Below are 18,617 nucleotides of genomic sequence, written 5' to 3' on the forward strand. Positions count from 1 at the left end.
TCCGAACTGGGAGGAACAGAATTGAAACTTCGAACCGGGATTATTTCCTCATTCTCGTTCTGTTTCTCGCTCTGAAAAAGAATGAGAATGAGAGCGAAAATGAGGTACAAAAAGAAAGAGCATGAATGCTTGCGCTCTCATGCTCTTTCTTTTTGTGGTGATGGAGGGAATCGAACCCCCGACACAAGGATTTTCAGTCCTTTGCTCTACCAACTGAGCTACATCACCATCCTCAATTGCGAGGGCAAAGATAGTAATAGAATTCATTACTCCTAAAAAAAAGTGATTTTTTTTCTAAATCAATCCTATCTTTGTTACAGATGGAGCAAGGAATCAGATCAATTGTTATTGATGCGGGAAACACCCGGATCAAGGTAGGATTGTTTCAAGATTCTAATATCCAGGAAGTTCATGCATTCTCCAATGAAGAACTCGACAAACTCAAGTCCTATCTGATCAAACACAAAAATATTCCCGGAATTATCAGTTCCGTGCGCTCGGATAAGAACACCAAATGGATCAAAGGACTCCTTCCGAACGCAATCCTGTTCAACAATCAATTGCCTGTTCCTTTGGTGAACAATTACGAATCTCCGCAAACGCTCGGGATCGACCGGTTGGCAAATGCGATTGCCGCAGCCAATATTTCCGAAAAAAATGCGTTAGTGATTGACGTTGGAACCTGTATCAAATATGATTTTGTCCGTTACCCGAAAATCTATGAAGGCGGAAGCATTTCCCCGGGAATTGAATTACGGTATCGTGCCATGAACCAGTTTACGGGAAAATTGCCCCTGATCGAAGACCGGATCCAGGGACCATTCATCGGGAAAAACACCCTGGACGCCATGCGAAGCGGTGTAATAAACGGAATGCATTTGGAAATGGTGGGTTTTATCGAAGAATACCGGAGACTTTACCCCGAATTAACAATTTTTCTCACCGGTGGCGACAGTCAATATTTTGAATTAGGTAATAAATATGGCATATTTGCCGACGAGAATTTGACCTTAAAAGGATTATTAATAGCGCTTTTTCATGCCCAAACATTTCATTCTTCTAGTATTTAGTACTATCTCGTGTTTCACAATGTGGGCACAAACCACCTCATCATCGCCGTACAGTACAACCGGAATCGGTGAAGAAGGTGCTCTTCCTGAAGCTCAATACGGAGGAATGGGAAATATTTCCGGAATTTCTTTTGATTCTACGCTGATCAATACGTACAACCCTTCCAGCTATTCCCAATTGTCTTTCGGACAACCGCTTTTTTCGGTAGGAGTTTCATCCAAATTCTCAACTTACACTACCAGCGCAGGAAGCTTCCAAGGAAAAACAACCGGAATCTCCAACATCACGATGGCTATTCCGATGGGGAAATTTTTCGGTATTGCTTTGGGACTAAAACCTTTCACACGTAAAGGCTACGACCTGAGCCAGCGTTCATATGCCTATGATGATTCAACGACTTTCAGCTATAAAGGCTACGGATCTACCAACCTGCTTTTCGTTGGTTTGGCTTATTCGATCATTAAAAACGACCGTTCTAACCTGAGCCTTGGTTTTAACGTGGGATACCTGTTCGGATCGGTAACCAATGAGCGCCGCAGTGTGTTTGATGCAAATAGTCCGGCGGGTGGCGTAGACCAGACCACTTACCGTTTGAAGTCTGTGCATTATTCATTCGGGGCTAGTTACCAGCGTTTCCTGGATGTTGACAAGCGCAAACAGTTGTTCCTGTCTGCTGTTTACACCCCTAAAATTTCGATCAACGCTTTCCGCGACTACGCTTTGTATTACGCAACGGATGTAAACAACCAGCTTTCGTATGTGGATACAGCAACCTATGTAGACAATAACAAAGGAAAGATCGTTTTCCCGAGCAAACAAACATTCGGAGCAGGATATGCCTTCAGCCCTGATACCAAACTTTCAAACAAACAGAAATTCCAACTGGGTGTTTTCGCAGAAGTAGACCTGATGCAGTGGAAATCTTACGATGAAAAATTTGATGCACACACCACATCCGTTACATTCACCAATACGTTCGTATCCAAAATCGGGTTGCAATACATTCCAAGCATTGATTTTACGAAAAAATCCAAGGGAGCGAAATATTTCACAAAAGTGAAGTACCGGATCGGGGGGGAATACGGTTTATTGCCGAATTCCATGAATGGCAGACAATTGAAAACCGCAGTGGCAACAATCGGGTTCGGATTCCCTTTCCTGAGTCAAAAAACCAATTCATCCCTGAATGTGAGCTTCCAGTACGGATCTACCGGAACAGGAAATGCAGCAGATTTGAAAGAACGATTCTATTCGATCAATTTCGGGATTATCATTGCGCCTTCTTCTTACGAGAAGTGGTTCAAAAAGTATAAACTGGATTAAATGAAGCGCGGGCTGACAGTATTCCATCTTTGCCTTGCAGGTGCAATGGTGTTGGGTTCCTGCGTGAATGACATCGACGAAATCAAGCAGATTACGTTTAAATCAACGGATCCCGAGCAAAAAACGGAGGAATTGTACGTCTTGCAAACGGAAGGTGGTTTTCCCCAGTTCAAATTATATGCTCCTTTAGCCGAAGCTTTTTCCAAACCCGAACAGGTTACCAAATTCAAGGAAGGAATCAAGGTCGAATTCTTTGACAATGATGGAAACCCGGAATCCACCCTGACAGGGCTTTACGGCGAGATCAACGAAACAAAGGGAACCATGCGCGTGCTGGATTCCGTTCAGCTTTACAACCCGGAGCGAAAACAGACCATGTACACCGAAGCACTTTACTGGGATCAAAAAGATAGTCTTATCTTTACAGACAAAATGGTCATGATCAAGAGTCCAACAGAACTCATTTACGGAAAAGGGATCCGTGCCAGACAGGATTTCTCCTGGTATGAGTTTTTGGAACCTCAGGGCCGTATTTCAATTAATAAATGAGAGAAAACACTGCTTTTGACCGGAAGCGGATGGATAAATAAATACAAACAGACATGAAACTATATAACCGCATTATGGAGCTTTTCTGGCTCGCAGTGGGAATTATCATCATTATTATGGTAACAGTCATGTGCCTGAAAGAAAGTTTCAGCAGCTGGGCTGTTTACTACGCCTTTGCATTCATGGCTTTGGGAACTTACTTCCTGAGAAGATACATGAGAAAACGCATGGAAAAACACCAGGCTTTTCTGAACAATCAGAAACCGAAATAGCCGTTCAAAACAACATTTTGAGCTTTTAACTAATTTTCAAACAATTAGCATTCAAATCTCCTTATTTTCGCTTCACCAAAAACATTCCGGGTTAAATGAAGCTTTTGAAGGTTTTTTACCTACTCTGTACAATCTGCATCCCTGCATTTTCCATGGCTCAATGGAATTTGAGCGGGACGGTGCTGGATGAAAAAAAGCTTCCCATTCCTTTCGCAAACGTATACATCAAAAACAATACGGACCTGCGCACCCAGACCGATGAGAACGGAAAATACTCCCTGCAGCTTTTCGACGGTGAATACTTTGTGATTGTCAATGCAACCGGCTACCAGGAACGCGAAACCTATGTGGTTATTTCGAATAAAGGCGCTGTAAAAGACATCCAGCTCTTCCCGATCAAAATCAATGAATTGGAAGATGTGGAAATTGCCACCAAACGCACCAACCCGGGAAGGGAAATCATGCTGGAAGTAGTCAAAAAACGCGACCAGATCAACCCGTGGGCTTACCCGCATTCCACCGATGTTTACATCAAAGCCACCGAAAACATTACCCGCAAGGAAAAACCCGACGACGATAAGAACGACCGACAAACCGCTGATCCTTTCGAAGAAGAGAAACGGAAAATGGAAAAACTGGCCGGGAACATGAACTTTGCCGAGATCCAGGTTACACGCCATTTTTCTCCTCCCAACAAAGTCAAAGAAGTCCGCAACGCGTATGAACTGCGCGGAGACGACAAAACGCTCTACTACACCACCACGGTCAAATCGAATTTCAACTTCTTCCAAAACCTGCTTTACCTGGAAGATTTGCACAGCACTCCGGTTATGAGCCCGGTCTCCACGCCCGGAATTCTTTCTTACCGCTATCGATTAGAGGCTCAATACGAAGAGAACGGACGAAAGATCAGCAAGATCAAGATACTGCCGCGAATGAGTTCCACTTCAACGCTCACCGGGTACATCTATGTAATCGATTCCCTGTGGCTGATCCAAAAACTGGATCTGACCATGGAAAAGGGAAACCTGTTCATGTACGATTATTTCACCATCCACCAGGAATTCGATCTTCCCGGAGATTCGATGTGTGTGCTGAAAGAACAGGTGCTGGAATACGGAGTGAAGTACAAAAACCAAAGTTCTGCGTGCAAAACCGTTGCCCAGTTCTCGAATTACAACTTCCGGCCGAATTTCACCCCGAAGTTTTTCAATAACGAATTGGCCGTCACTACTGAAGAAGCTTATGAGCGTGACAGCAGTTTCTGGAAAGAACAACGGGCCGTTTCCCTGACTCCGGAAGAACAGCGTTTCATCATAGTCAGAGACAGTATCCACGACGCCCTGAACCGGAAAGAATACCTCGATTCCATTGACCGGGTCTTCAACAAAGTGACTTTCCTGAAAGTGTTGTGGTTCGGGGTGGAACACCGCAACCGTCCTAAAAAAGTACAGTGGTCGATCAGCTCGCTTGCTGCCATGGCACGGCCGCTCTATCCTGCCGGTCCGCGGGTTGCTCCGGGTTTCAGCTATTTCAAGAAATGGAATGACCAACGGACTCTGGATGTCAACACCGAACTTTCTTATGGCTTTCTAAACCACGACATCAAGGGAAACATCAACGGGAATTACCTCTACGATCCTTTCAAACAGGCACGGCTCCGGATGGGCTTTGATCACGATTTCGACGCCATTGTTTCCTACGACGCCATCACACAAATCTATAAACGGAGTAACTTCATTGAAGCGACTTCCCTGAATATCGGGCAAACACAGGAATACATCAACGGCTTGTATGTCGACATCGGTTTTGACTTTTCCGAACGGCGCTCCATCAACGGCTACAAAAAACTGGGCTTCCTGGACAGCGTTATTCCCAACGACGATTTTAAACCTTTTGTCGGGTACCAGGCACTTTTGGGTGAAATCACCGTTACCTACACACCCGGGCAAAAATACATGCGCGAACCTCATCGAAAAGTGGTGTTGGGTTCCAAATGGCCTTCCGTCTATGTGTATTACCAGCGCGGAATTCCCAAACTATTCGGCAGTGACGTGGATCATGAATACGGATTGGTCGGAATATACCAAAACTTTCAGCTGGGAACTTTAGGAACCTCTTCCTATCACATCAGATCCGGGAAATTCCTCAGCTCCAAGAGCCTGAAAGATGCCGATTTCAAGTACCAACGCCGAAGTGATCCGATCTGGTTCTCCAATCCTTTGTACTCGTTCCAGGACCAGGATTCGTCCCTTCCTTCCCGCGATTATTACATCGAAGCCCATTTCATCCACCACGACAACGGATCCATCATGAACAAAATTCCGTTTATGAAGAAAACAGGAATCGGTTTGGTTTTCGGATGCGGAGCTATGTATGTGGCAGAATACAACTGGAGGCATTACGAAGTGCTGGCCGGAATCGAGCGTAACTTCAAGTTTTCGAAAAGACGTTTAAGAATCGGTCTGTATGGCGTTTTCTCCGATGGAAACCACATTTCTCCCAGATGGACCGGTAAAATTTCCTTCGCCGTCCTGGATGACCGGAATATGAAATTCAATTTTTAACCAGATTTAAAATAAAATTTGTGGGTACGCGATGCCTCGCATCCATACCAATTTTCTATCAATTCCTTTTTAAAATCAAATCTACTGGTTATCTTTGCACCAGATCTTTGAGATAACTTATGAAGAAAGGTGGAGGGACAGGCCCTGTGAAACCTTGGCAACCTGCCGTTTTGAACGAAAAGGTGCCAAATCCGATCCCGGTGAAACCATTGGGAAGAGATAAGTATATAAGCAGTTTTTCGAAACTACTTCCCCGACTTCATAGTTTGCAAAGCAATAAATAAGCTATGAAAGACATCAGGCAATTATTAAACGAGCGCATTCTCATCCTTGACGGAGCGATGGGAACTATGATCCAGCGTTATAAACTGGAAGAAGACGATTTCCGTAAAGGTTGGTTTGAAGATCACCCGCATAAACTGAAAGGCGACAACGATATTCTTGTATTGACACGCCCGGATGTCATCAAAGAAATTCACGCACAATACCTGGAAGCCGGTGCAGATATCATCGAAACCAATACGTTTGGAGCAACGTCTGTGGCACAGGCAGATTACCACCTGGAAAAAGCCGTTTACGACATCAACTACCACGGAGCAAAAATTGCAAGGGAAGTATGTGACGAGTTTACCGCTAAAAATCCGGACAAACCGCGTTTTGTTGCAGGTTCCATGGGACCGACGACCAAACTGGCTTCCATGTCACCGGATGTAAATGACCCGGGCTTCCGCGCAATCACTTTCCAGGAACTGGTAACCGCTTTTAAAGAACAGGCAACCGGGTTAATAGACGGAGGAGCAGATTTCCTGCTGGTGGAAACCATCACAGACACCCTGAACTCCAAAGCAGCCTTGTTTGCCATTGATGAACTGAGCGAAGAAAGAGGTATTCAGATACCGATCATGATCTCCGGAACCATTACCGATCAAAGCGGAAGAACATTAACCGGGCAAACCACCGAAGCATTTTTGGTTTCCGTTTCCCACATGCCGCTTTTAAGCATCGGGTTGAATTGCGCTTTGGGGGCAGATGCTATGAGGCCTTACCTGCAGGTATTGGCAAACCAGGCACCATTTGCAGTGAGCGCTCACCCCAATGCAGGATTGCCGAACGAATTCGGGCAGTACGATGAAACTCCTGAAATGATGGGAACCCAGATCGAGGAATTCCTGCAGGAAGGATTGATCAATATCATCGGGGGTTGTTGTGGAACAACTCCGGACCACATTCGCAAGATGGCTGAAATTGCCGCTAAATACTCACCCAGAAAAATCAGCGAAACAGCAAACGCATGAACCATTTACGCTTATCGGGCTTAGAAGCCATTACCATCACACCTGAAAGTAATTTTACAAATATCGGTGAACGCACCAACGTAACCGGGTCGCGCGCTTTTTTGCGCATGATCAAGGAAAATGATTACGAAGCAGCGCTATCCGTTGCCCGCGAACAAGTGGAAGGTGGTGCGCAGGTGATCGATATCAACATGGACGAAGGAATGATCGATGGAAAAGAAGCCATGGTGAAATTCCTGAACCTGATAGCTGCTGAACCCGATATTGCAAGCGTTCCGATCATGGTCGACAGTTCCAAATGGGAAATTATCGAAGCCGGTTTGCAATGTATCCAGGGAAAAGGAATCGTAAACTCCATTTCACTGAAAGAAGGGGAAGAAAATTTCATTCGCCAGGCAAAGCTGATCAAACGTTACGGTGCGGCAACGGTAGTTATGGCTTTCGATGAAAAAGGCCAGGCAGACAGTTACGAAAGGCGTATCGAAATTTGTGAGCGTTCTTACCGCATTTTGGTAGATGTGGTCAAATTCGCACCCGAAGACATTATTTTCGACCCGAATATTTTCCCGGTTGCAACGGGAATGGAAGAACATAACAACAACGCATTGGATTTCTTCCGTGCCACCAAATGGATCCGCGAAAATCTTCCCGGAGCACATGTTTCCGGTGGTGTGTCGAATGTTTCATTCTCTTTCCGCGGAAACAACCCGGTTCGTGAGGCCATGCACTCGGCATTCCTGTACCACGCCATTAAAAACGGAATGGATATGGGAATTGTGAACCCTTCCATGCTGGAGGTTTACGACGACATTGACAAGGAATTATTGGAATACGTAGAAGACGTGCTTCTCAACAGAAGAGACGATGCTACGGAACGCTTACTGGATTTTGCGGAGAATTTCAAGGGAGAAGACAAGAAGAAAGAAGTTTCCCTGGAATGGCGAAATGCCCCGGTGAATGAACGTTTAGCACATGCTTTGGTAAAAGGGATCGTAGATTTCATTGACGAAGATGTGGAAGAATGCAGGCACCAGTTCCCACGGCCGATCCAGGTAATCGAAGGCCCGCTGATGGATGGAATGAACATTGTAGGAGATTTATTCGGAAGCGGGAAAATGTTCCTGCCGCAGGTCGTGAAATCTGCTCGTGTGATGAAAAAAGCCGTGGCTTACCTCTTGCCCTTTATCGATGCGGAAAAAGACGGGAAGTCAGCTTCTGCCGGAAAAGTGATTATGGCCACCGTAAAAGGAGATGTCCACGATATCGGGAAGAACATTGTTTCGGTAGTTCTTAGCTGCAACAACTACGAAATTGTGGATCTGGGAGTAATGGTTCCTGCGGAAAAGATCATCCAGGCTGCTATCGATGAAAATGCACATGTTATCGGGTTGAGTGGATTGATTACGCCTTCTTTGGATGAAATGGTTCACGTTGCCAAAGAAATGGAACGCGCGAACCTTTCTATTCCGCTCCTGATTGGTGGAGCAACCACTTCCAAGGTACATACAGCCGTTAAGATCGAACAGAATTACCACAAAGGACAAACCGTTCACGTATTGGATGCTTCCCGCTCGGTAACGGTGGTTGAGCAGTTATTGGGTCATAAAAAAGAACAGTTCGTGAAAGACGTGCAGGCAGATTATGCCCGGGTACGCGAACACCATGAAAAACACCGCGGAGCAAAACAGGTACTGAGCTATGCGGAAGCTTTGAAGAATAAGCTGGTATTAGAATTCAATTCCGAAACCATCAAAAAGCCCAATCAACTGGGAGTTCAGGTCATTGAACAACAAAACCTGGCAGAATTGGTCCCATACATTGACTGGACACCTTTCTTCCAAACCTGGGAATTGCATGGGAAATTCCCGCGCATCCTGAAAGATGAGGTGGTTGGAAAAGAAGCTACACAGCTTTACGAAGATGCACAGAAAATGCTGCAACAAATCGTGGACGAAAAATGGCTGACCGCTAAAGCAGCTTATGGGATTTTCCCGGCCAACAGTATTGATGACGATATCGAAATCTATTCCGACGAACAACGGTCTTCTGTTTTAGGAATTCAGCACGCTTTGCGTCAGCAGACAAAAAAAGCACAGGGCCAGCCCAATCTTTCCCTGGCAGATTTTATTGCACCGAAAGCAAGCGGACAAATTGATTACCTGGGAGCGTTTGTGGTTACTGCCGGACTTGGGATTGATGAGCACGTAAAACGGTTCGAAGACGATCACGATGATTACAACTCCATCATGATCAAAGCACTGGCCGACCGGCTTGCAGAAGCTTTTGCAGAATACCTGCATGCCAAAGTAAGACGCGAAACCTGGGGATACGCCAAAGACGAAACATTGGACAATGATGCGCTCATTGCGGAAGAATATAAAGGAATCCGTCCGGCACCGGGTTATCCCGCATGTCCGGACCATACCGAGAAACCAAACCTGTTTAAACTGCTGAATGCCGAAGAGTTAAGCGGTGTTTCTTTGACCGAAACCTTAGCCATGTGGCCCGCTGCATCGGTTTCGGGCTGGTACTTCGCACACCCGGATTCCAAATATTTTGGTCTTGGTAAAATCACTATAGATCAGGCAGATAACATTTCCGGTCGAAAAAAGATGGATTTAAATGAAATGAAACGCTGGTTATCGAGCAACCTTATCGATTAATTTAGCATCTTTACGAGGAAGATTAACGATTTAATTAGTTAATTGTTAACAAATTAACAACAAGCGATCGTTAATCTCACAATAGTGTGAACCTTGAAACTATGCTTACTTATGCGCGTACTACTCTTTTGCCTAATGATATCCACGTTTGGATTGTCACAAACACCACCTACTGCTCAATTCACTGCATCACCACTTATTGTTTGTCTGGAAGAAAGTATCCATTTCACCAATCAGTCCACTCAGGGAAGTTCACCGATTACTTCCTATCAATGGGATTTTGGTGACGGAAATTCTTCTTCCGTGCAAAACCCGAACCACGTATACAGTGCGCCGGGAACTTACACGGTCACTTTAACGGTTCAGGCTTCAAACGGCCAGGCTGATTTCGAATTGAAGTCTGCATACGTGAAAGTAAACCCGAAACCTGTTCCGAATTTCACTACCACAGCGAACGGTTGTAGCCTTCCGGTGAGTGTCACTTTCGGGAACACCACCACGGGAGCCGTTTCCTACAACTGGAATTTCGGGAATAGCCAGACTTCTACTCAGCAAAACCCGGCGGCAGTGAATTATACCACTGCTGGGACTTACAACGTCACACTTATTGCGACCAACAGTTTCGGCTGCAAGGATACGATGATCAAACCGATCGTTATTTCGAATTTCCAGGCGGGAATAACTGCTCCGGCAACAGCTTGTCAAAACACACCTGTTTCTATTACAGATAATTCAACGGTGGGCGCGAACTCCTGGAGTTGGTCTTTCCCCGGAGGATCACCGGCTAGTTCCACTTCGCAAAACAATACCGTTGTTTACTCAACTCCGGGAACATACACGATCAGTTTATCCGCTCAAAATACCGGGCTGGGTTGTTCGGGATCAACAACGAAACAAATCACCATCTTACCGACCCCGGTTCCGTCCTTTACTGCAAATCCAACAACAGGCTGTGCTCCGCAGGGAGTTACTTTTACCAATACCAGCCCGAGCGGAACCAATTTCCAATGGAACTTCGGCGACGGAACAACTTTCAACGGGCAAAATCCACCGGTGCACAATTACTCCAGCAACGGGTCTTACACCGTAACGCTTACTATGACAGGAGCAAACGGATGTCCGGGATCAGTGAGCATAAATGCAGTTACATTAACTCCTCCGGTTGCCAGCTTCACCAGCACCGATACCGCAGGTTGTGAGCCGCTGACCGTAACCTTCTCAGATAATTCATCGGCTAGTATTCCGATTACAAACTGGTTGTGGACATTTGGCGACGGAACGACTTTCGTTGGTCAAAACCCACCTCCTCATACTTACAACCTGGGCGTTTACGATGTTTCTTTAACCATCACCACTTCTACCGGTTGCCAGGGAACAACTACGATACCGGCATATATTGAAGTCGGAAAAGTAGATTTGGTTGCTTTTACACTGGACCAAAGCCCGGAATGTGCCAAAAGATCCGTTCATTTCCACAATCAGTCAGTGGTGTTAACGCCGCATACTTCTACCGAAGTAACTTATCTGTGGAACTTTGGTGACGGAGGCACTTCCACTCTGGAAAACCCGGATCATTCCTACACACAGGATACCGGTTATTTCGATGTGACTTTGATCGTAACTTTCCGCGGGTGCAGCGATACACTGACAATTCCGGATGCCGTGTACATCAAGGCTCCTATCAGCCGGTTTACGCCTGCTCAAACATTGTATTGCAATCCTGCAAGTTTCCCAGTAAATGTTGCCGTTACCGATCAGTCCATCATCGGAAAAATTCCGGATGACTGTTCGATGATCTGGCGTTGGGGAGACGGATCAACCACCACATTTGACGATCCCGATTTCGACGATGCCAACCTCGGATCCACTTCGCACAACTACACCGCTTACGGAAGCTACACCATCGAGCAGGTGATTTACAACTACACGACCGGTTGTTCAGACAGTACGACCCAGGTAGTCCATATTTCAACTACTACTGCGGGAATTGCAGGAATATCGAATGACAGCGTTTGTGTAAATAACCCGATTACGCTGATGGACAATTCCACGTCCTCGCATCCTTTCGGAACTTACTCCTGGAATATGGGGAACGGGGCAACAGTCAGCGGGGCAAACCCAACTTACGCTTACCCGAGTTTCGGAACATTCACCATTACCTTAACAGCTACCAACAGCGTTGGCTGTGCAGACGACGCAACCTTCAGCCCGATGACCGCTCTTGCACTGCCATCGGCTCAGATTACTCCGGATGACAATGCCGGCTGTGCACCTTTTTTGGTCAACTTCACCAACGGTTCGACCTTACAGAACAACGGGGTGAATCTTGCGTCCTTCCTATTTACGTTCAACGACAACAACACCACACAAACAACAACGAGTGTCGGGACGGTGGTAAGCCATACTTACAACACCGAAGGAACATTTACAGCTACATTGGTAGCAACGGATCAGTTCGGTTGTGTTTCCGCGCCGGCATCCACTTCGATAACAATTACGAAACCGGTTGCTTCGTTCACTATTGATTCCGTTATCTGTAACCAGGAAAATGTCACTACAGCAAATGCTTCTTCCGGTTTCGCACCGTTGAGCTATCAGTGGATCGTTGACGGTTCACAAGTAAGCACAGGATTGGATTATGGGCATACGTACAACGAAAGTCTGAATAACGCCACTTCCAGTTTCACGCATGGTTATGTGTTGATCGTAACGGATGGCAACGGATGTAAGGATACATTATCACGCGTATTGACCATTTCAACGCCGGTTGCAATTCCGCAATATACTTTCAGCGGAGCCGCTACAAACGCAAACGGGGATTACTTATGCCCTCCGGTTTTTGCCGCTTTAACAGATGCTTCCCTGACTTACGGAAATATTACCAATTACAGCTGGGTATTCGGAGACGGAAAAACTTCCGTACTTGAAAATCCAAACAACACCTATGTATTCCCGGGAACTTACAGTTTGACTTTAACCATTACCGACGAATTCGGCTGTACGGCAGATACTACTTACGCGAATTACCTGACGATTTTCGGTCCGGTTGCAAACCCTTCCTGGACACAAAACACAGGTGGATGCGGTCAGGACGTGAACTTCACGATCGGCGCAACGAGCTTCCTGGAAACCATTCTGTGGACATTGGACGACGGAACGACTGTAAGCGATTCTACGAGCTTTACGCATACTTACCATGACGTAACGACTTACAACCCCACATTGACCGTTACAGACAGCAATAACTGTGAGGTGATTTACCCGATGAATCCTATCACGATTCCGGACATCGGATTGAATGCTTATTTTGTGGTAAACCCAACGGCTATTGACCTGGGTAGTCTGGTTGAACTGGACGATCAATCTTCCAGTGTGAACGGAATTTCTACCTGGACATGGGATATGTTGCCTAATCCTCAGGTAATCAACACCTCCGGGGCTTCCGTTTATCCGAGTTACTACACACCGGGATCTTACACCATTACATTGACGGTAGAAGATCCGAACGGATGTTTTGATACGTACACAACAGTCATTACTGTTACCGGTGATTTCGAAATGCCGAATATCATCACTCCGAACGGTGACGGAACCAACGAGGTTTTCTCCTTCAAGAAAGACATTTTCAAGTCATTTGACATCCTGATCGTAAACCGTTGGGGAAATGTAGTGCACGAAGCAAAAAATCAAACAGGAACAACTTTCTGGGACGGAAAAACTCAGGGCGGCGACCCTTGCAGCGAAGGAGTTTATTTCTACAAATTAACCGGAATTTTAAAAGACAACAGCCCGATCGAGAAATCAGGGTTTGTGGAGGTTGTCCGGTAAACAATCTTTAGTTGAACTTTAAAAATAGTATTTAGGTGAAAAACAAAAAGCGGTCATTGCTGACCGCTTTTCGTTAACCTAACCTAACCACTATTCACTGAATCAGAAACTGAAGATATCAGCTCCTTTTCGATTACAAAAGTGCGCATTAAATTATGATATTCAAAATGCATTTTAAGCTATTTCCAACATTTCTTGAAAGTTAATACCTCGTTACCGAATTAAAAACCATCACTTTATCGTTCTAAAACCTGCATTCAGAAGAATTTTAGCCCCGTTCGACCGTTCTGATTATTGGAATCCTAAAAAATCCACCATGGTGAATTTTTAACAACTATTTAAGGAAAACCCCTTTTTCTACAAGGATTATAAAAAAATTTAAAGTGGAGATTTTTTATAACTTTGGCAGGTGTCAGCATACATTGAAATATATACAGACGGCTCTGCCAGAGGAAATCCGGGACCCGGAGGTTATGGAATCATCCTGAAATACAAACAATCCGTCAAGGAAATTTCCCAGGGTTATCGCTTAACAACGAACAATCGCATGGAATTACTCGCAGTTGTTGTGGCGCTGGAAAGTTTGAAAACCAATACCATTCCCGTAAGGATTTATTCCGATTCCAAATACGTCATTGATGCAATCGATAAGGGATGGGTTTATGGCTGGCAGAAAAAAGGGTTCGTCAAGAAAAAGAACAAAGATTTGTGGCTTCGCTACTTATCTGTTGCCAAGTCTTTCAAGATCCAATTCATTTGGGTGAAAGGCCACAATGGCCACCCTGAGAATGAGCGCTGTGATGTGCTGGCGGTTGAAGCGGCTTTGGGAAGTAACTTATTGGCCGACCAATACTTCGAGGAAGTTCAGCAGCACGAAGATTAATTGCCTAAAAAGCAGGATTTGACGAACGTATAAACCAAGGGATGCGGAAGTTCCCTGGTAGAACTGATTTGCGGACAGAATCCACACGCCAGGAAAAATCGGCGGTTCTTTAAACTGATGATCTCAGGTTCTTCGAATTGATTATAAGCTTCAATATCCAAATCTGTTTCCGTGAGGCTCCCTATGAGTTGCGGATATAAGCTGTAACGTGTTGCCGTTAATTCTTCCGGGTTACGGGTTTCATACAAATGGATCAATGCGGAAGAATGTGGAACCACATAAACACGCTCGAAATGATTTCCGTCTACCAGGTTATCCGAGATCAGTTTTTCACCGTTGGCGCTCAGGTTATTCCGGTGGATCAACACATCGATCAAGGCTTTGTAACCTTCTCCGGTAATAAAAACAGGAGCTTCCTGCTGAAGCAGCAAATCGATGACTCCGTTGAGGTAAAATAAATTGAGATACGGACCCGGAGCAAACCAGAAACCGTCGTAATTGGACAATTGCTGTGGTTTCATGTTGATAATCTCATTAACCTTGATCCAGTAATAAGACAACTCCACCTCCAGGAAACGACCTGCATGGTCTAATGCCATATTTGTCGCATGATGCGTATTGAAGGTAAAGTTAAAATCCCCAATAATTCCGATCTTCAATTGTTGCATAAAAGGAATAAGCTAAAAAGCCATCCGTCAGTTGACAGATGGCTTCTCTAAATTATCAATTATCTTTTAAACCAGGCTTTTAGAACTCCGTTCTGGATCGGTAGTGAAATTGTTATCGAATCACTCGGGTTAGGTGTCGACGTATCAGGCACATCCCTGTATACATTACAGTTAAACGTACAAGTGAATTTCGAGTAATCTCCCGAACCGTCAGATTCCTGAACAATTCCGGTGAAAATTACGTCCTGAGGAGTCGAAGCAGGATCAGATGTCCATACATTTCCTGAACCATCGCGGTAAACTACTTCAAAACCGTTAGCTGCATTTGCAGTATAAACCGGAGTTGTTGTTGTCGTAAAGAAGTTATTGAAGACAGACAAGCTCGGATCGCTGTTCGCGCTTCCGTCAAACTGGATCGAACCCAAACTTACACGAATAGAAACCAGGGTATTGGATGATTTCATGTTCGCATAATACGTAGCCAATGAAGGAGTCGGTGAAGGTTGGATGAATTTCGTTTTTGTTGCATCTAAATAGTATCCGTCAACATTCTGTGTCAACTCCAACTGACTTCCGTTTACAAGACCGATAAAACTGGATTCCAGTTCCACCTTTGGTGTCGGTGCCGGAATAATTTCATGCTTCGGACAACCCGCTAAAAAGACTGAACCGAACACAAAAAGAGGAATAATTTTTTTCATAGATAATGTTTTTCAAACCAATGCATTCCGCAGAACACAATTCGAAAATACAACTTTTTTTCTTACTCCAAAGATATTTCTGAAAATCTCACACATCTAGGCTCTTAACAACTTATTTTGTTCAGGCAAGCAATAGTATGGAAGAAAAATCGGTTTGTCGCTGTCGGAAGTCAAATCCATCGAATAAATAATCTCAGAATCAGAGATCACAATCGTATCCAGGTTCTCATCCATATCCAGGTCAATTCCACGAACACTCAATTCGCACAATAACTGGTTGAATGCACTCATACTCATAAAAATCTGGCTTTCGTAAGAATTCCCGTTTTCATAAATACAACAATCCAGTTGAACTTCTTTGGATGAACTCTCAAATTGAATGCGGTTTAATAAGATGCTGTCGAATATTGTTTTCATACTGTTTGACTTTGATGATACAAATTTGCACCCGGTAGTTCGTAAAGTACTTACGATCTACTTCAACAGTAGAAAAAAGTTCAAAATGAGTTCAAAGAGTTCAAGAGGCATGATTCACTTTTGAATTTTGACTTTTGCATTTTGAATTTTTAGTAATTTCACGAGACTTATAGATAGAATCATGAAGTATTTCCCAATAGACAAAAACCTCTTTATTGAAAACCGTAAGAAATTTACGGCAAAAATGGTAAAAAACACCTTAGCAGTTTTCAATTCCAATGATATTTATCCGGTTAGTGCCGATGGTACGCTTCCTTTTACGCAACACCGCGATATTTTTTACTTATCCGGCGTGGACCAGGAAGAAAGTATATTGGTTTTATTTCCGGATGCCAGCAACGAAGCCCACCGTGAAGTTCTTTTCCTGAAGGAAACCAATGATCACATTGCGGTTTGGGAAGGCGCCAAGCTCAATAAAGACCAGGCATTTGAAACAGCCGGCATCAAAACGGTTTACTGGTTGCAGCAATTCCCGACTATCTTCAAGCAACTGATGGCTGAAGCAGAAGGGATTTACCTGAACACGAACGAGCACCTGCGCGCAGATACCACTGTTCAGACGCGTGAGGACCGTTTTATCATCCAGGTAAAACAGGATTATCCGGCACATCAGGTCCATAAGAGTGCGCCTATCATGCACCGGATCCGGTCCGTGAAAGAAAAAACCGAATTGGATTTGATGCAAGTTGCCTGCGATATTACCGAAAAAGGGTTTCGCAGAATTCTTGGTTTCGTGAAACCGGGCGTTTGGGAATATGAAATTGAAGCGGAATTTTCCCATGAATTCCTGCGCAACCGTTCCAAAGGATGGGCTTACACTCCGATTGTGGCTTCCGGGAAGAATGCGTGCGTGCTTCATTACATTGAAAACAACATGCAATGCCAGGACGGTGACGTGATTCTTTTAGACGTTGGTGCGGAATACGCCAACTATTCTTCGGACATGTCGCGAAGTATCCCCGTTAACGGACGCTTTACTCCAAGACAAAAAGAAGTTTACAACGCTGTGCTGCGCGTGAAATCACAAGCTGAAAAAATGCTTGTTCCGGGAACCATGCTGGCTGAATACCAAAAAGAAGTGGGCCGCATGATGGAATCCGAATTACTTGGACTAAAACTGTTGGACCAAACGGATATTAAGAACCAGGACCCGAACTGGCCGGCATATAAAAAGTATTTCATGCACGGAACATCGCATTATTTGGGACTGGACACACACGATGTCGGTTTATGGAATGTTCCGATCGAAGCAAACATGGTTTTCACCTGTGAACCGGGAATCTACATTCCGGAAGAAGGGTTGGGAATCCGTATTGAAGATAACCTGGTTGTGCAGGCGTCCGGAGAGCCATTCAACCTGATGCGCAATATCCCGATCGAAGCAGACGAAATAGAAACGTTGATGAATCAAAAATAAACGCTGTTCAAAGTTCAATCGGTTCAAAGGTTCAAACAGATCAATGATTTTAAACTCTTGAACTTCCTGAACGTTTTGAACTAATTTTTAAGCTATGGATGAACAATTATTGAATTACAGGATTTCCGGAAATGGGAGTCCTGTTGTTTTTTTGCACGGTTTTATGGAAGATTGCAGCATGTGGGACGAACTGATCCCGCATCTGCCTGTGCGAGCCATATGCGTAGATCTGCCCGGCCACGGTAAAAGTCCGGTCGATTTCAACGCAACTCCTTCCATCCTGTCGATGGCTAAAGAAGTGGAAAAGATCATCATTCACGAGCAACTGAAACATCCGATTGTTGTGGGGCATTCTATGGGCGGATATGTAGGACTGGAACTCATCAAGCTCATGCCGGGGATTGAACACCTGATTTTATTCCATTCCCATCCGTGGAGCGATTCGGAAGACAAAAAAAGGGACCGGGAACGCGTTGCCAACATGGTGCTCACCAAATCCGCCGTGTTTATCCGTGAAGCCATCCCGAACTTATTTTCAAATCCGGCAATGATGAAGGATACCATCGATCACTATGTGCAAATTGCTGAAAAGATGGACCCGAAAGCAATCGGCTGGGCCTCCCTAGCGATGAAAAACCGTTTCGACCTGGCATACCTGATGGAGAAAAACCCCGAAAAGTTCAGCGTCATCAGCGGACACAACGACAAATTGATTAACGTAGGTTTACTGGATTCCTTCTGCAAACAGCATAAGATCTCGTCGGTCGTCTTCCCCAATGCTGCGCACATGTCGCACGAAGAGAACCGGGAGGAAGTGATTCAATTACTACAAACTATTTTTTAATTGGGAATAAACAGGAACGGAACATTCCGCCCCTGCAAAAAAATAAATAATTTTAACGG

Annotated in this window: 14 protein-coding genes, 1 tRNA gene and 1 riboswitch; of the genes, 11 read left to right on the forward strand and 4 right to left on the reverse strand. The window is 44.8% G+C overall.

What is annotated here, in order from left to right:
- Nucleotides 1-155: 155 nt before the first annotated feature.
- Nucleotides 156-228: transfer RNA gene (locus ABDW02_RS19100), tRNA-Phe, on the reverse strand.
- Between the two features lie 92 nt (nucleotides 229-320).
- Here ABDW02_RS19100 and ABDW02_RS19105 point away from each other — a divergent pair.
- The 9 genes from ABDW02_RS19105 to rnhA all read left to right on the forward strand — a co-directional run bounded on the left by ABDW02_RS19105 (nucleotide 321) and on the right by rnhA (nucleotide 14,451).
- A complete protein-coding gene (locus ABDW02_RS19105) occupies nucleotides 321-1,070 on the forward strand; it encodes a type III pantothenate kinase (RefSeq protein ID WP_343637474.1) in 750 nt (249 codons plus the stop codon).
- 19 nt (nucleotides 1,071-1,089) lie between these two features.
- Nucleotides 1,090-2,394: a hypothetical protein gene (locus tag ABDW02_RS19110; RefSeq protein WP_343637476.1), complete on the forward strand. Its 1,305-nt coding sequence runs from the start codon at nucleotides 1,090-1,092 to the stop codon at nucleotides 2,392-2,394.
- The gene (gene lptC / locus ABDW02_RS19115) at nucleotides 2,395-2,943 is read left to right on the forward strand and encodes an LPS export ABC transporter periplasmic protein LptC (protein WP_343637478.1); all 549 of its coding nucleotides are present in this window, start codon (nucleotides 2,395-2,397) and stop codon (nucleotides 2,941-2,943) included.
- A gap of 53 nt (nucleotides 2,944-2,996) precedes the next feature.
- Entirely contained in the window at nucleotides 2,997-3,215 is a 219-nt protein-coding gene (locus tag ABDW02_RS19120; protein ID WP_343637480.1) for a hypothetical protein, read from the forward strand.
- Between the two features lie 152 nt (nucleotides 3,216-3,367).
- Nucleotides 3,368-5,782 carry a DUF5686 and carboxypeptidase regulatory-like domain-containing protein gene (locus ABDW02_RS19125; RefSeq protein WP_343637482.1) on the forward strand — a complete coding sequence of 805 codons (2,415 nt, stop codon included), beginning with the start codon at nucleotides 3,368-3,370 and terminating at the stop codon, nucleotides 5,780-5,782.
- Between the two features lie 114 nt (nucleotides 5,783-5,896).
- A riboswitch (SAM riboswitch) is annotated at nucleotides 5,897-6,008 on the forward strand.
- 61 nt (nucleotides 6,009-6,069) lie between these two features.
- On the forward strand, nucleotides 6,070-7,077 hold the full coding sequence (locus ABDW02_RS19130; protein WP_343637484.1) for a homocysteine S-methyltransferase family protein: 1,008 nt from the start codon (nucleotides 6,070-6,072) through the stop codon (nucleotides 7,075-7,077).
- Nucleotides 7,074-9,740, forward strand: a complete 2,667-nt coding sequence (gene metH / locus ABDW02_RS19135; protein ID WP_343637486.1) for a methionine synthase — start codon at nucleotides 7,074-7,076, stop codon at nucleotides 9,738-9,740. The genes ABDW02_RS19130 and metH overlap by 4 nt, the downstream gene beginning before the upstream one ends.
- 135 nt (nucleotides 9,741-9,875) lie before the next feature.
- Entirely contained in the window at nucleotides 9,876-13,568 is a 3,693-nt protein-coding gene (locus ABDW02_RS19140; protein ID WP_343637487.1) for a PKD domain-containing protein, read from the forward strand.
- Nucleotides 13,569-13,977: 409 nt separating this feature from the next.
- On the forward strand, nucleotides 13,978-14,451 hold the full coding sequence (rnhA, locus tag ABDW02_RS19145; protein WP_343637488.1) for a ribonuclease HI: 474 nt from the start codon (nucleotides 13,978-13,980) through the stop codon (nucleotides 14,449-14,451).
- Here rnhA and ABDW02_RS19150 read toward each other — a convergent pair.
- The 3 genes from ABDW02_RS19150 to ABDW02_RS19160 all read right to left on the reverse strand — a co-directional run bounded on the left by ABDW02_RS19150 (nucleotide 14,448) and on the right by ABDW02_RS19160 (nucleotide 16,237).
- The gene (locus ABDW02_RS19150; RefSeq protein ID WP_343637489.1) at nucleotides 14,448-15,050 is read right to left on the reverse strand and encodes a hypothetical protein; all 603 of its coding nucleotides are present in this window, start codon (nucleotides 15,048-15,050) and stop codon (nucleotides 14,448-14,450) included. The two genes, rnhA and ABDW02_RS19150, sit on opposite strands and share 4 nt — an antisense overlap.
- Before the next feature lie 128 nt (nucleotides 15,051-15,178).
- Nucleotides 15,179-15,820, reverse strand: a complete 642-nt coding sequence (locus ABDW02_RS19155; protein ID WP_343637490.1) for a hypothetical protein — start codon at nucleotides 15,818-15,820, stop codon at nucleotides 15,179-15,181.
- A 96-nt stretch (nucleotides 15,821-15,916) separates the two neighbouring features.
- Complete coding sequence (locus tag ABDW02_RS19160; protein WP_343637492.1) at nucleotides 15,917-16,237, reverse strand: hypothetical protein; 321 nt, start codon at nucleotides 16,235-16,237, stop codon at nucleotides 15,917-15,919.
- Nucleotides 16,238-16,418: 181 nt separating this feature from the next.
- Between ABDW02_RS19160 and ABDW02_RS19165 the strand changes: the two genes are divergently transcribed.
- Both ABDW02_RS19165 and ABDW02_RS19170 read left to right on the forward strand, forming a co-directional pair.
- Nucleotides 16,419-17,714 (forward strand): aminopeptidase P N-terminal domain-containing protein, encoded by a 1,296-nt coding sequence (locus tag ABDW02_RS19165; protein WP_343637494.1) that lies wholly within the window; start codon nucleotides 16,419-16,421, stop codon nucleotides 17,712-17,714.
- 94 nt (nucleotides 17,715-17,808) lie between these two features.
- Nucleotides 17,809-18,558, forward strand: a complete 750-nt coding sequence (locus ABDW02_RS19170) for an alpha/beta hydrolase (protein ID WP_343637496.1) — start codon at nucleotides 17,809-17,811, stop codon at nucleotides 18,556-18,558.
- The last annotated feature ends 59 nt before the right edge of the window (nucleotides 18,559-18,617 follow it).

This window comes from Fluviicola sp. (assembly GCF_039596395.1).
Lineage (GTDB): Bacteria > Bacteroidota > Bacteroidia > Flavobacteriales_D > Crocinitomicaceae > Fluviicola.

Coding starts and splice junctions, on each gene's coding strand:
- ABDW02_RS19105 (WP_343637474.1), top strand. CDS start 321: ATGGAGCAAGGAATCAGATCAATTGTTATTGATGCGGGAAACACCCGG.
- ABDW02_RS19110 (WP_343637476.1), top strand. CDS start 1,090: ATGTGGGCACAAACCACCTCATCATCGCCGTACAGTACAACCGGAATC.
- lptC (WP_343637478.1), top strand. CDS start 2,395: ATGAAGCGCGGGCTGACAGTATTCCATCTTTGCCTTGCAGGTGCAATG.
- ABDW02_RS19120 (WP_343637480.1), top strand. CDS start 2,997: ATGAAACTATATAACCGCATTATGGAGCTTTTCTGGCTCGCAGTGGGA.
- ABDW02_RS19125 (WP_343637482.1), top strand. CDS start 3,368: ATGGCTCAATGGAATTTGAGCGGGACGGTGCTGGATGAAAAAAAGCTT.
- ABDW02_RS19130 (WP_343637484.1), top strand. CDS start 6,070: ATGAAAGACATCAGGCAATTATTAAACGAGCGCATTCTCATCCTTGAC.
- metH (WP_343637486.1), top strand. CDS start 7,074: ATGAACCATTTACGCTTATCGGGCTTAGAAGCCATTACCATCACACCT.
- ABDW02_RS19140 (WP_343637487.1), top strand. CDS start 9,876: ATGATATCCACGTTTGGATTGTCACAAACACCACCTACTGCTCAATTC.
- ABDW02_RS19150 (WP_343637489.1), bottom strand. CDS start 15,050: ATGGCATTAGACCATGCAGGTCGTTTCCTGGAGGTGGAGTTGTCTTAT.
- ABDW02_RS19155 (WP_343637490.1), bottom strand. CDS start 15,820: ATGAAAAAAATTATTCCTCTTTTTGTGTTCGGTTCAGTCTTTTTAGCG.
- ABDW02_RS19160 (WP_343637492.1), bottom strand. CDS start 16,237: ATGAAAACAATATTCGACAGCATCTTATTAAACCGCATTCAATTTGAG.
- ABDW02_RS19165 (WP_343637494.1), top strand. CDS start 16,419: ATGAAGTATTTCCCAATAGACAAAAACCTCTTTATTGAAAACCGTAAG.
- ABDW02_RS19170 (WP_343637496.1), top strand. CDS start 17,809: ATGGATGAACAATTATTGAATTACAGGATTTCCGGAAATGGGAGTCCT.